Origin of the sequence: Actinomycetospora flava (genome assembly GCF_037400335.1) — a bacterium.
Classification (GTDB): domain Bacteria; phylum Actinomycetota; class Actinomycetes; order Mycobacteriales; family Pseudonocardiaceae; genus Actinomycetospora; species Actinomycetospora flava.
In genome coordinates this window covers 429,820-442,998 of record NZ_JBBEGM010000003.1, presented here as the reverse complement: position 1 = coordinate 442,998, position 13,179 = coordinate 429,820, and the positions used below count along the sequence as shown (strand labels likewise).

12 protein-coding genes are annotated in these 13,179 nt (G+C 74.7%); 6 read left to right on the top strand and 6 right to left on the bottom strand.

Features of this window, described 5'->3' with window-relative positions; genetic code table 11:
• Positions 1–36: 36 nt before the first annotated feature.
• Both WCD58_RS11670 and WCD58_RS11665 read right to left on the bottom strand, forming a co-directional pair.
• Positions 37–1,701 carry an AMP-binding protein gene (locus WCD58_RS11670; protein ID WP_337702866.1) on the bottom strand — a complete coding sequence of 555 codons (1,665 nt, stop codon included), beginning with the start codon at positions 1,699–1,701 and terminating at the stop codon, positions 37–39.
• A complete protein-coding gene (locus tag WCD58_RS11665; RefSeq protein WP_337702864.1) occupies positions 1,701–2,663 on the bottom strand; it encodes a cyclase family protein in 963 nt (320 codons plus the stop codon). Before WCD58_RS11665 ends, WCD58_RS11670 begins: the two co-directional genes overlap by 1 nt.
• A gap of 363 nt (positions 2,664–3,026) precedes the next feature.
• Between WCD58_RS11665 and WCD58_RS11660 the strand changes: the two genes are divergently transcribed.
• From WCD58_RS11660 to WCD58_RS11650, 3 genes are read left to right on the top strand one after another with little or no spacing between them, the layout of a single operon-like run.
• Positions 3,027–3,773, top strand: coding sequence for a Crp/Fnr family transcriptional regulator (locus tag WCD58_RS11660; RefSeq protein ID WP_337702861.1), 747 nt, complete (start codon positions 3,027–3,029; stop codon positions 3,771–3,773).
• Entirely contained in the window at positions 3,757–5,430 is a 1,674-nt protein-coding gene (locus WCD58_RS11655) for an acyl-CoA dehydrogenase family protein (protein WP_337702859.1), read from the top strand. The genes WCD58_RS11660 and WCD58_RS11655 overlap by 17 nt, the downstream gene beginning before the upstream one ends.
• Positions 5,430–6,482 (top strand): alpha/beta fold hydrolase, encoded by a 1,053-nt coding sequence (locus WCD58_RS11650; RefSeq protein WP_337702856.1) that lies wholly within the window; start codon positions 5,430–5,432, stop codon positions 6,480–6,482. Before WCD58_RS11655 ends, WCD58_RS11650 begins: the two co-directional genes overlap by 1 nt.
• 43 nt (positions 6,483–6,525) lie before the next feature.
• On the opposite strand, the gene WCD58_RS11645 is transcribed toward WCD58_RS11650, so the two are convergent.
• Entirely contained in the window at positions 6,526–7,191 is a 666-nt protein-coding gene (locus WCD58_RS11645) for a TetR/AcrR family transcriptional regulator (protein ID WP_337702854.1), read from the bottom strand.
• 87 nt (positions 7,192–7,278) lie between these two features.
• Here WCD58_RS11645 and WCD58_RS11640 point away from each other — a divergent pair, with 87 nt between their 5' ends.
• Positions 7,279–7,968 (top strand): DUF998 domain-containing protein, encoded by a 690-nt coding sequence (locus WCD58_RS11640; protein WP_337702852.1) that lies wholly within the window; start codon positions 7,279–7,281, stop codon positions 7,966–7,968.
• 51 nt (positions 7,969–8,019) lie between these two features.
• Here the strand turns inward: WCD58_RS11640 and WCD58_RS11635 are convergent, their stop codons facing one another.
• From WCD58_RS11635 to WCD58_RS11625, 3 genes are read right to left on the bottom strand one after another with little or no spacing between them, the layout of a single operon-like run.
• A complete protein-coding gene (locus WCD58_RS11635) occupies positions 8,020–8,325 on the bottom strand; it encodes an STAS domain-containing protein (RefSeq protein WP_337702850.1) in 306 nt (101 codons plus the stop codon).
• Positions 8,326–8,336: 11 nt separating this feature from the next.
• On the bottom strand, positions 8,337–9,386 hold the full coding sequence (locus WCD58_RS11630; protein WP_337702848.1) for a cobalamin B12-binding domain-containing protein: 1,050 nt from the start codon (positions 9,384–9,386) through the stop codon (positions 8,337–8,339).
• Positions 9,387–9,429: 43 nt separating this feature from the next.
• Complete coding sequence (locus WCD58_RS11625; protein WP_337702846.1) at positions 9,430–11,103, bottom strand: PP2C family protein-serine/threonine phosphatase; 1,674 nt, start codon at positions 11,101–11,103, stop codon at positions 9,430–9,432.
• Positions 11,104–11,323: 220 nt separating this feature from the next.
• Between WCD58_RS11625 and WCD58_RS11620 the strand changes: the two genes are divergently transcribed.
• Together WCD58_RS11620 and WCD58_RS11615 are read left to right on the top strand one after the other, a co-directional pair.
• Positions 11,324–12,199 carry an ABC transporter ATP-binding protein gene (locus WCD58_RS11620; protein WP_337702844.1) on the top strand — a complete coding sequence of 292 codons (876 nt, stop codon included), beginning with the start codon at positions 11,324–11,326 and terminating at the stop codon, positions 12,197–12,199.
• A complete protein-coding gene (locus WCD58_RS11615) occupies positions 12,196–13,179 on the top strand; it encodes an ABC transporter substrate-binding protein (protein WP_337702842.1) in 984 nt (327 codons plus the stop codon). Before WCD58_RS11620 ends, WCD58_RS11615 begins: the two co-directional genes overlap by 4 nt.

Below are 13,179 nucleotides of genomic sequence, written 5' to 3'. Positions count from 1 at the left end.
TTCGGCGCGATCGCTCAGAAGATCACGCACGTGGGATCAGGACCGCAGCGCGCGGCGGAGCAGCTTGCCCGTCACGGTCTTCGGGATCTCGTCCATCAGCTCGACCTGGCGCGGGTACTTGTACGCCGACATCCGCTCCTTGCAGAACGCGATGAGCTCGTCGGGCTCGACGCTCTGCCCCGGGCGCACCGAGACGAAGGCCTTGACCGTCTCGCCGCGGTACTCGTCGGGCACGCCGACGACGGCCGCCTCGCGGACCGCGGGGTGCTCGTAGAGCACGTCCTCGACCTCGCGGGGCCAGACCTTGTAACCGCCGGCGTTGATCTGGTCCTTCTTGCGGTCGACGACGTAGAACCAGCCCTGGTCGTCCATGTAGCCGACGTCGCCGGTCTTCAGCTCGACGGTGCCGTCGGGAGCGCGCAGGGCGTTCTGCGTCTCCTCGGGCTTGTTCCAGTACCCGGGCACCACCTGCGGCCCGCGCGTGACGATCTCGCCCACCTCGCCGACGTCGGCGTCGGTGCCGTCGTCGCGCACGATCCGCACGACCGTCGAGAAGATCGGCACGCCGACCGAGAGCGCCCCGGAGGCCGTGTCGACCGGGGCGTCGGACTCCCGCGGCACGCCGTGCGAGGGCGAGCTCGTCTCGGTCAGGCCGTAGAAGTTGTGGATGTAGAGCCCGAACTGGTCGGAGAACGCCTTGATCGTCGACGGCGGGATCGGCGCGCCCCCGGAGTACAGGCGGGTCATCGAGGCGAGGTCCTCGCGCTTCGCGCCCTCGGCGTTCATCAGCGCGATGAACACGGTGATCGAACCGATCGAGAAGGTGGGCCCGTGCTCGCGGATCGCGTCGAGCACCACCTGGGGCTCGAAGCGGTAGGCGAGCACCAGCGGGATCGGCACGAGCAGGGCGATCGCCATGTGCCCGATGACGCCGGTGATGTGGAACAGCGGCGCCACGCCCAGCACCGAGTCCTGCGGCCCGAGCTGGATCCAGTCGCGGTAGGTCTGCGCGTTGAACACCACGTTGCGGTGGGTGTTCATCGCACCCTTCGGCGGGCCGGTGGTCCCCGACGTGTAGCCGAGGAACGCGACGTCGTCGGGACCGAGCTCGACGGGCTCGGGCTTCCGGTCGCCGACGGACTCGAGCACCTCGGTGAGGTCCTCGGTGCCCTCGTGGCGCGTGCGCTCCAGGCCCTTGAACAGGCGCTGGTCGTGGCGCGTCTGGTACTCCAGCGGCGAGGTCGTCCACGCGATGCGCAGCGACGGGATCGTCGGCACGACCTCGGCGGCGACCTGCCCGAACAGGTCCTCCTCGGCGAGCAGGGCGGTCGCCTCGCAGTCCGAGAGCAGGGTCGTCAGCTCGCGGGTCCGGCTCATCGGGTTGATCGAGACGACGATGCCGCCGGCCTTCCACGTGCCGATGACGGCGATGAGCACCTGCGGGATGTTCTGCAGGTACGTCGCGAGCCGGTGACCCTTCTCGAAGCCGCGGTCGGCGAGCGCGACCGCGAACCGGTCGGAGAGCCGGTCGAGCTCGCGCAGGGTGATCGTGCCGTCGAAGTAGCGGACGATCTCGGTGTCCGGCGACCGCTCGAGGGCGGCGGAGAACATCGCGAGCGCGCTCGGGTACTCGGGCTCGATGTCGGCGGGGTAGTCGCTGCGGTAGCGCGCCAGCCAGGGGCGCTCGTCGTATGTGCCCATCAGCGGATCACCACGGGGTTCACCGGCGAGCCCGTCGCCTCGTGGATCTTCAGCGGGGCCGCGGTGTAGAGGAAGTCCCACCGGCCGTCGGCCGCGCACGCGTCGGCGAGGTCGTCCAGCCAGATGATCTCGGCGAGGCTCACGCCCAGGTTGCGCAGCAGCGACGCGTGCAGGGGCAGGAGCACGCCGCTCTCCGGGTCGGCGGTGACCTCGTTGGCGATGGTGTCCGTGACGAGGTTGGGGATCTCCTTGTCCTGGAACCACTCCACCAGCTCGCGGGAGTAGGTCAGCCCGGGCTCGACGAAGCCCTCGTAGAACTCGTCCGCCGGCGTCGCGTAGAAGTACTTCAGGAAGCCCGTGCGCACGAGCAGGATGTCGCGGTCCTCGATCGTCACGCCCTGCTTCTGCGCGGCCTCCTGCAGGTCGTGGTGGGTGAACGTCTCGCCCTTGTCCAGCCAGTCCTTGCCGCGGTGGCGCGCCATGTCGATGAGTACGCCGCGCCCGACGACCCCCCGGTTCGCGATCGGCAGCACCGACGCCCAGCTCATGCCGCCGCCGTTGGTGGTGTCGGCGTGGCGGCCGTTCCAGAGCGTGTCGTCGTACCAGGCGTGCCCGAGGGCGTCGTACTGCGACGACCCCTGCAAGAAGATCTCCGCCTTGTCGTCCGACGCCCGGATGCCGCCCGGGAAGCTCGGGCCCTGCCCGGACTCGAAGACGTCGTGGTCCCACACCATCTCGCGCTTGATGCCCTCGCGGCCCGGGAAGACCGGGTCGCCGTGCGGGTGGCCCATCGGGCACTGCAGCGTGAACACCTGCCCGTCCTTGACACTCGCCACGCCCCGCAGCACCTGGGCGGCGTCGAGGTAGTTCAGCGAGCCGACCTCGTCGTCGTCCCCCCACTTCCCCCAGTTCTGGGGAGGGTTGTCGCCCAGCAGTTCCCGCATCGACGGGACGTCGGCCATGAGAGCTCCTCCTCGAGATCACCGTGAGGTGGCCCACGGTGCCCGGTCGCCCGGCGACCGACAAGGGGTGCTCCGAGGGGGTGGAACGGCACGGCCGGCCGGGTGAGCCCCTTGGCCCGCGTGCCGGCGATCATCGGCGTTCGAGGAGCTCGCCGCCGGGCGCCCGATCGCGCAGACGCCGCTGCTGCTGCGGCGCTGGGTGGTGCTCGGGATGCCCCCGCGCTACGCCCGCCGCCCCGGCACGCCGCCCGCCGTCCGGTCGGTGGGCGCGGGCCTGCGCCGCGGGGCGATGCGACGTCCGAAGGGACAGTCCTCTCGTTCCGTGGGCTGACTCGTGATCAGAACTGACGCTACGGTTCGGCCGTGCGGCCGACGGTCCAGGATCTCGCGGAGATCGAATGGTTCCGCCGGCTGCCGCCCGGCCACCTCGCCGACGCCGCACGGGCGAGCTCGATCGTCACGCTCGCCCGCGACGCCGTCCTGTACCGCTCGGGCGCCGTCGCGGACGCGTTCTTCGTGCTGCTGCGCGGGCGGGTCGGGGCGTGGCGGGGCGACCCGACCGGGCCCGAGTCGATGCTGTACTTCGTCACCGACCGCCGCCACGAGAGCCTGTGCCTGGAGAACGTGGTCGCCGACATCCCGTACTTCGCCACGATGCGCGGGCTGCTCGACGACACCCGGGTCCTGCGCGTGCCCGCGACCCTGCTGCCGACCATGCTCGCCGCCGACCGCGAGCTCGGGATCGCCATCGCCCGCCACATCGCCGAGCGCCTGCAGGCGTTCACCGAGCAGATGACCGACCTCGGGTCGCTGCCGGTGGTGCGCCGGGTGGCGAAGTTCCTGCTGGCGAGCCGTCAGCACGGTTCCGACCTGGTCGTCGTCACCCTGCGGCAGGCGGAGCTGGCGAGCCGGCTGGGCGCGGCACGGCAGTCGGTGAACCAGGCCCTCGCCACCCTGGTGCAGCGCGGCATGATCGCCACGGTCGGCCGCGGCGTCTACCAGATCCGCGATCACACGGGGCTCGTCGCGCTCGCCCGGGGCGGACCGGCGCCGGGGCCTGGATCACGGGCGCGCGGCGTGGTCGGATCCTCCGGTGCCCGCGACGCATGAGGTCACCAACCAGGTCCCCGACCTCGTCGGCCACGACGTGGCCGCCGATCCCCCGCTGCTCGAGGCGCTCGAGCGCGAGGGTGCCGGGTGGTACCGCGACGAGCTCCACGAGGTCGGGCGGCTGTCCGGCTCGGCGGTCGCCGCGGAGTGGGCGGACGCCGCGCACCGCAACGAGCCGCGGCTGCGCACCCACGACCGCGTCGGGCACCGGATCGACGAGGTCGACTACGACCCGGGCTACCAGGAGCTGACGCGCGTCGCGGTCGAGCACGGCTTCGCCGGCGCCCCCTGGGCCGACGAGCGTCCGGGCGCCCACGTCGCCCGGGCGGCGGGGTACATGACCTGGACGCAGGTCGAGGCGGGCCACGGCTGCCCGATCACCATGACCTACGCCGTCCTGCCCGCGCTGCGCGCCGCCCCCGACCTGCTCGAGCGCTTCGGGCCCGGGCTCACCAGCCGCGTGCACGACCCCGGCCTGCGCGTCCCGGAGGCCAAGCGCGGCCTGCTCGCGGGCATGGGCATGACCGAGAAGCAGGGCGGCTCCGACGTCCGCGCGAACACCACCGTCGCGCGTCCCGAGGGCTCCGACGGCATCTACCGGCTGACCGGCCACAAGTGGTTCACCAGCGCGCCGATGTGCGACCTGTTCCTGGTGCTGGCGCAGGTCGCCCGGACGCGCAGCGTTGAGGGGAGTACGCCGATAGGGGAGCCGGACCATCGAGGAGGCGGGCTGACCTGCTTCCTCGTCCCGCGCGTACTGCCCGACGGCACCCGCAACACGTTCCGCATCCAGCGCCTCAAGGACAAGCTGGGCAACCGCTCCAACGCGTCGAGCGAGCCCGAGTTCGACGAGACCGTCGCGTGGCGGGTCGGTGACGAGGGCCGCGGGGTGCGCACGATCATCGAGATGGTCGCCTGCACCCGCCTCGACACCGCGCTCGGGTCGACGGCCGGGATGCGCGCCGCGGTGTCCCGCGCGGCCCACCACGTGCGGCACCGCGCGGCGTTCGGGCGCACGCTGATCGACCAGCCGCTGATGCGCGAGGTGCTCGCCGACCTGGCGTGCGAGTCCGAGGGCGCGATCGCGCTGTCCATGCGGCTGGCGGGGGCGCAGGATCGCGCGGGCCGCGACGAGCACGAGGCGGCGTTCCGGCGGATCGGCGTGACGCTGGGCAAGTACTGGATCTGCAAGCGCCAGACCGCCGTGGTCGGCGAGGCGCTCGAGTGCCTCGGCGGCAACGGCTACGTCGAGGAGTCGGGGATGCCGCGGCTGTTCCGCGAGGCGCCGCTGAACTCGATCTGGGAGGGCTCGGGCAACGTCAACGCCCTCGACCTGCTGCGCCTGCTCGCCCGCGAGCCCGCCACGCTCGAGGCCTACCGCGCCGAGGTGCTCGGCGTCGACGACCGCGTGGACGCCGGGTTCAAGGACGTCGAGGCCGAGCTGGCGGCGCCCGACGAGCGCGGCGCGCGGCGGCTCGCCGAGCGGATGGCGGTGCTGCTGACCGGGGCGCTGCTGGTGCGGAACGCCCCGGGCGCCGTCGCGGACGCCTACGTCTCCTCCCGCGTCGCGGGCGACCACGGGCACGCGTTCGGCACGCTGCCGCGCGGGGTGGACGTGGACGCCCTGCTGGCGCGGCTCCCGGAGACGGAGGCCTGATGGACCACCTCCTGCCCGGTGTGCGCGCGGCCGAGGTCCGGGGACGCATCCGCACCCATTACCTCGAGTCGGGCCCGTCCGACGGCGAGCCGGTGGTGTTCGTGCACGGCAACCTGTCCACCGGCCGGTTCTTCGAGCACCTCATGCCCGGCGCCCCCGAGCGCTGGCGGCTGCTCGCCCCCGACATGCGGTGCTTCGGGCGGTCCGAGCCGGCCCCGATCGACGCCACCCGCGGGCTCGGCGACTGGGCCGACGACATCGTCGGCTTCCTCGACGCGCTGGGCATCGACCGGCCCGTGCACCTCGTCGGCTGGTCCACCGCCGGCGCGGCGATCGCCCTGGTGGCCCGCGCGGGGCGGGCGGCGTCGCTGACGTTCCTCGACCCGGTCTCGCCGTACGGGTTCGGCGGCACGTTCCGCGACGGGACGCCCTGCTGGCCCGACGTCGCGGGCTCGGGCGCCGGGGTGGCCAACCCCGAGTTCGTCCAGCGGCTGCGCGACCGCGACCGCGGCGAGGACAGCCCGCTCTCGCCGCGCAACGTCATGAACGCGACGTACTGGCGGGCGGGTCACCGCGAGCCGCGCGAGCGCGAGGACCTGCTCGTCGACGAGATCCTGCTGACCACGATCTCCGACGACGGCTACCCGGGCGACGCGCAGCCCTCGGAGCACTGGCCGGGCGCGGCGCCGGGCACCCGCGGGCTGCTCAACGCCCTGTCGCCGAAGTACTGCGACTGGTCGTGGCTGCCGGCGCTGGACCCGAAGCCCCCGGTGCTCTGGACGCACGGCAGCGCCGACGTCGTCGTCGCCGACGGGTCGGCCCTCGAGCTGGGCACGCTCGGCGCGAGCGGGGCCGTGCCCGGCTGGCCGGGCCCGGACGCCTTCCCGCCGCAGCCGATGGTCGCCCAGATCCGCGACGTCCTCGAGGCCTACCGCGCGGCGGGCGGGCGCGCCGAGATCGAGATCTTCACGGGCTCCGGTCACGGCCCCCACGTGGACGCCGCGGACCGCTGGTCGGCGACGTTCTTCGCGTTCCTGGACTCGACGCGCTGACGCGCGGGTGAGTGATATGGGTCGCTCTGGCGACCCACATCGCTCACCTGCGGCGGAGCCGCCTCGGGTGGGCGGCGAGGAAGACGTCGACGGCGTGGTCGGCGGTGGCGTCCACGTCCACCACGGGCGCCTCGACGTGGAACATGCCGTCGTCCAGCGACCGGCCGAGCACGAGGAACGCGAAGTCGTCGGCGGCGCGGGCGGGGTCGTCGATGCGCAGGAGGGCGCCGAGCTCCCCGAACCGCTCCGCCAGCGCGGCCAGCACCCGGGCCGGCACCTCGCGGTGGTAGGTCGCCGCGAGGTCCGGGAACCGTGACGCCTCCCCGATCACCAGCCGCCGCAGCGCCAGGACCTGCGGGTTCAGCACGGCGGCGAGGTAGCGCCGCGCGACCGCGCGCAGGACCGGGGCAACGTCGTCGGGCCCGCTCACGTCGGCGAAGGCCTCGACCAGGTGCGCCGTGAACGCCTCCGCGGTCGCCGTCGTGCCCAGGACGATCTCGCGGAACAGGCGCTCCTTGTCGCCGAACTGGGTGTAGACGGTCTGCTTCGACACGGCCGCGGCCGCGGCGATCTGCTCGGTGCGCGTGCCCTGGTAGCCGTGCTGCAGGAAGAGCGCGGTGGCGGCCCGGACGATCGCGGCGCGCTTCCCGGACGGGGCGTCGGACGGCGCCGGGCCGGCCCCGACCCGCACGAGCAGCCCGTCGTCCACGGCGGCCACCTCCAGTCTGGACGGTACGGTACCAGGAGCAGTACCGTTCGGTTCCCAGTTCAGTACCGATCAGTCCAGCGAGGAGCCATGACCGGACCCTCCGGGAGCCCGCTCGTCGGGCGCGGCGACGCCGACCGGCACGCGGCGATCACCCGCTCGCTGCTCGGGTACGGCGTGCTCGCCGGCCCGTTCTACGTCGTCGTCGGCCTCGCGCAGGCCCTCACCCGCGACGGCTTCGACGTCACCCGGCACGACCTGAGCCTGCTGGCCGCGGGGCCGTGGGGCTGGATCCAGATCGCCAACCTGGTGCTGACCGGGCTCATGACGGTCGCCGCCGCGGTCGGGATGCACCGCGCGCTGCGGGTCCTGGGCGGCGGCCCCGGGGCGACCTGGGGGCCACGCCTGGTCGGCGTGTACGGCGTGGGGATGGTCGGGGCCGGCGTGTTCGTCGCCGACCCGATGAACGGCTACCCGCCCGGCGCGCCCGCCACCGTCAGCCTCGGCGGGATCGGCCACCTCGTGTTCGGCGGGCTCGGCTTCCTCGGGCTCGTCGCCGGCGCGCTGGTGCTCGCGCGCCACTACGACGGGGGCATGGCCTGGTTCTCCCGTGTCACCGGCGTGCTGTTCCTCGTCGCGTTCGCCGGCATCGCGTCCGGCTCGGCGAGCCCGGTGGTCGTGCTCGGCTTCTGGGTCGCGCTGATCATCGCGTGGACGTGGCTCGCGGTGGTGTCGCTCGACCTCTACCGCCGCACGCCGCTGCTGACGCCGGCGCTCTAGGGGTTGTGAGTACTTTCCGGCCCTATAGCGCCGGAAAGTACTCACGAGGGGTCAGCCGAAGACCTGGTCCAGGCCCGTCAGCTTGAGCGCGCGGGCGGGCTGGCCCCGGGCGCCGCGGAGCAGGAACGTCGCGCCGGCCTCGGTCGCGCGGCGGTGGGCGCCGAGCAGGACGCGCAGGCCGCAGGAGTCGCAGTAGGTGACGGCGGCGAGGTCGACGACGAGACCGGCCGGCGGGTCGTGCAGCGCGGCGTCGACGGCGTCGTCGAGACGCCCGTGGCTGTCGTAGTCGAGATCCCCGCCGACCGTGACGACGGCGTTCCCGTCGGTGCGCTCGGTCCGGATGATCAGCTCGGTCATGACCCCACCTCTCACCCCACCGTGGCGGGCAGGCCTCCGTGTGCTCCGTCGGCACCGCGGAGGAACCGGGCCGTGCGAGGCGAGTCTGCCAACGCCGCGGCCAGCGCGTCGAGAGCCGTGCCGACCTCGTTCGTCCGCAGTCCCGCGGGGATCGTCACGGTGCCCACCCACTGCACGAACCCGTCGAACAGCGTCGGGTCGTCGACGAACACCGCGGCGGCCAGGAAGTCGACGAGGTGCCCGAGGTCGTCGGCGAGCTCGTCGGGGACCTCGTCGTCGGGGCGCACGGCCGCGGCGGCCAGCGCCACCAGCTCGGCGCGCCGGGCGTGCAGCACCGCCTGCTCCTCGCGGGCCGACGGGTCGCCCGGCGTCCCGGGGACGACGAGCTCGTCGGCGAACCACGGCCCGTCCGGGTCGGCGGCGAGCACGGCCGCGGCGGCGCGGGCGTCGGGCGCCCAGCCGTCGGCGCCCACCGCGCGCGCCCACCGCCCGTCGGTGCCGAAGGCGGGCCCGCCGGCGAGCACCGGCGTGCCCGTCGCGCGGCACGCCTCGACCATGCGCCGCGCCGCGGGCAGCCGCGAGGGCAGCGAGCTGGAGATCGCGACGACGTCCGGGCCGACGCGGTGGACGTGGGTGGCGAGCTGCGCGGCGGGCACCGAGGCGCCGAGGAACTCCACCGCCCAGCCGTGGCGGGCGAGGACCTCGGCGAGCAGGCGCGCGGGCAGGCCGTGCCACTCGCCGTCGAGGCACGCGACCGCGACCGTGCCGACGCCGGTGGGCGCCGGGGCCGGGGCGTGCACGGCGACGGCGGCGACGACGCGCTCGCTGATGTGGGTGGCGACGTGCTCCTGCACGACGGTCCACTCCCCCGCCGCCCAGCGGTCGCCGACCTCGCGCTGCGCGCCGGCGACCACGTCGAGCAGCACCGCCTCCGGGTCGGCCCCGGCGTCGAGCGCGGACAGCGCGACGGCGATCGCGCCCTGCTCGTCGGCGGCGGCGAGGCGCTCGAGGTAGTCGGCGCGCAGGGTGGCGGTGTCGGTGGGTGGGGACGCGGTGGTCACGCCTCACTCCTCGGTGTCGTGACGGTGTCGTGACGGTGTCGTGTCAACGGGACACCGGCGGCGCTTGTATCGCCAGCATCGCGACGTCGTCGTGGTCGTGCCCGTCGAGCCAGGAGACGACCGTCTGCTCGAGCTGCTCGCAGAGCACGGCGGCGGGGGCGCCCGCGCAGCGCGGCAGGACCGCGGCGAGCCGCTCCTCGCCGAAGAAGTCACCGGGGCCGCGGGCCTCGACGACGCCGTCGCTGTAGAGCAGGCACGTGTCGCCGGGTCCGAGCAGGACCTCGGCCTCGCCGAAGCGGGCCTCGCGGATCCCGCCGACGAGCATCCCGGACATCGCGACGGCCTCGACCTCCCCGCTCGCGCGCACGATCAGAGGCGGTGGGTGCCCACCCGTCGCCAGGCGCAGCTCGACCGAGCCGTCGCCGGTGGGGCGGGCGTCGCCGAGCACCATCGTCGCGAAGCGCGGGCTCTCGTCGCGGGTGGCGACGGCGTCGAGCAGCGCGGTGTTGAGCAGCGGCAGCAGGCGGCCGGGGCGGTCCTCGAGCAGGCGCAGGGCGTGCCACGACTGGCGCACGCGTCCGGAGAGGACGGCGGCCTCGATGCCCTTGCCGCAGACGTCGCCGAGCAGGAACGCCGAGCGCTTCTCGTCGGTGCCGCCGACGACCTCGTAGAAGTCGCCGCCGACGCGCATGGTCTCGCGGGCGGGGCGGTAGGCCGCGCCCCACGTGACGCCCGGGGTGACCGGCAGGCGCGGTGCGGCGAGGCTCTCCTGCAGCACCGCGCCGAGGTGGGCCTGCTCCTCGTGCAGGGCGGCGGCGGCCAGCGCGGTGCCGGCGCGGGCGACGTAGGAGGTGAGGAGGTCCTCCTCGACACCCTCGGCGTCCGTGCTGCGCGGGTCCGCCAGCACGACGACGGCCTCGACGACGCCGGTGACCGGCACCGGGCAGGCGCGCACGCTGCCGGTGAGCGTCTCCAGGCCGGTGAGCGTCGCCAGCTCCTCGGCGAGCCAGGGGCTCGCGGCCCCCTCCCCGGCGAGGGCGGCGGCGAGCGCCGGGACGCGGGCGAGATCGGCGGTGGCCACCCGGTCGAGCCGGGGGCGCCCGCCGCCGAGCTCCGCGGCGGCCCAGGTGACGGCGTCGTCGTGGCGCACGACCAGCGTCGCGCTCGCACCGAGCCGCGGCACCGCCAGCGCCACGACGCGGCGCGCGGTGCGGTCGAGGTGCAGGACGCCGTGCAGCGCGCGCCCGGCCTCCGCGAGGAACGCGGCGCGCTCCTGGGCGGCGAGCAGGGTGTCGGTGCGCGCGTGCTCGCCGGTGACGTCGCGCAGGTACCAGGTGGTGTCGCCGTCCGCCGGCTCGGGCGGCGGCGGGCCGTCCCCGAGCCCGGGGCCGCGGCGACCGCGTAGGTGGCGCTCGCCGGCGGGGTGCTCGACGACCGCCTCGAAGCCTTCCGGCACGCCCTCGCGCACGGCCCGGGCGAGGACGTCGCAACGGGCGACGTCGACGACCTCGCCGACGCGCAGACCGGGCAGCAGCGCGCGGGCGGCGGGGTTGGCGGCACGGACGACGCCGGCGCGGTCGCAGACGACCACGCCCTCCTCGAAGCCCTCGAGCAGCGCCGGCCCGACCGTGGGCGGGGGCGTCTGCGCGCGGGGCTGCGGGGACGCGTCAGGGGCGTGGGTGACGTCCCGCGTCGGGGCGCCGTGGCGTCCCTCCATCGCCGTCGCCTCCCTCCGTGACGGTCGCGGCCACCGTAGTCGACCAACGTCATCATCCGACCCGCACGCGGCGTGCCGGACGGTGAACCGTCGGTGACCGCGGACGAGCGGCAGGTGTGGCGGGGCCGCCGGTCGCGTTCCCTCGAACGGGACGGTGCCGGATTTCGTGGTGTTCGTCCCGTCTTGAACCTCCTGGGCAAGGTGAGCCTATCCTTCCGCCGTGCCCGACAACGCCGCCGCGCCGCGGACGACCGACCCGTCCGTCCGGGTCGAGGGCACGGACCTGGACCTCGGCTACCGGGACCGCACGGTCGTCCACGGCGCGGACATCACGCTGTGCGCGGGACGGGTCACCGCGCTGGTCGGCCCGAACGGGAGCGGCAAGTCGACGCTGCTGCGGGCGCTGGCACGGCTGCACCGGCCCGAGGCGGGTGGGCTGCTCCTGTCCGACGGCGGCGACCCCGTCGACGCCCTGGACCTGAGCCGCCGCGACTTCGCCCGCCGCGTCACGCTGCTCGCGCAGAGCCGGCCGACGCCCGCCGGGATCACCGTCGCCGACGTCGCCGGGTTCGGGCGGCACCCCTACCGCGGCCGCTGGCGCGGCGGCGACCCCGAGGGACCGGCGGCCGTCGCGCGGGCGCTGACCGTGACCGGGCTGACCGACCTCACCGACCGCCCCGTCGACGAGCTCTCCGGCGGCCAGCTGCAGCGCGTCTGGCTCGCGTCCTGCCTCGCGCAGGACGCGAGCGTGCTGCTCCTCGACGAGCCGACCACGTTCCTCGACCTGCGCTTCCAGGTGGAGATGCTCGACCTCGTCCGCGACCTCGCCGACGCCGACGGCGTGGCCGTCGGGCTCGTCCTGCACGACCTCGACCAGGCCGCGGCGGTGGCCGACGAGGTCGTGCTGCTCGCCGACGGGCGCGTCCGGGGCTGCGGCCCGCCCGCGGACGTGCTCACCGCCGACCTGCTCAGCGACGTCTACGGCATCCGCGTCGACGTCGACCACGACCCGCGGACCGGCGCCCTGCGCACCCGGCCCGTCGGCCGCCACCCGGCCCGCGTGCCGGTGACCTCCCCCGGAGAAGGAGCCCCATGAGCCGCGTCCCGCTCATCGTCCTCACGTGCGTGCTCGCCCTGCTCGGTCTGACCGCCTGCGGCACGACCGAACCCGCGGGCGGCGGCGCCCCGCCCTCGGCGGCGCCGGCCGGCGGGGAGGTCACCCTCACCGACGCACGCGGCCGGCAGGTCACGCTGCCCCGCCCCGCCACGCGCGTCGTGACCCTCGAGTGGAACGCCACCGAGCACGTCGTCTCGCTCGGCGTGATGCCGGTCGGCGCGGCGGACACCGCGGGCTACGCGAACTGGGTCAAGGCGGCCCCGCTCGACCCGTCGGTGCGCGACGTCGGCGTCCGCGGCGAGCCCAGCGTGGACGCCATCGCCGCGCTGCAGCCCGACCTGGTCGTCGCCACCGACGAGCTGCCCGAGGGCGCGGTGACGCAGATGGAGTCGTTCGCGCCGGTCGTGTTCGTGCCCGGCGGCGCGGTCGCCGACCCGATCGGTCAGATGAAGCGCAACACCGAGCTCATCGGCCGCGCCCTGGGCCGCGACGCGGAGGCCACCGCCCAGATCCAGCAGTTCGACGCCCGCCTCGCCGAGGGCCGCACCCAGCTCGCGGGCCGCGCCGGGCAGCGCTTCGTGTTCGCCGACGGCTACGTCGAGGGCGGCCAGGTCTCCATCCGCCCGTTCACGGACGGCTCGCTGATCGGCGCCGTCACGACCGGGCTCGGCCTGACCAACGCCTGGACCGAGCCGGGCGACGCCACCTACGGGCTCGGGCAGACCGACGTCGAGGGGCTGACCCGGGTCGGCGACGCGACCTTCCTCTACATCGTCAACGACGCCGACGGCGGCGACCCGTTCCGCAACGAGCTGGGCGCGAACGCCGTGTGGCAGTCGCTGCCGTGGGTGCGCACGAACCAGGTGGACCGCCTGCCCGACGGCATCTGGGTGTTCGGCGGACCGGTCTCCATGCAGCGCTACGTCGACGCCGCCGTCGCGGCGCTGAACCAGGCCTGA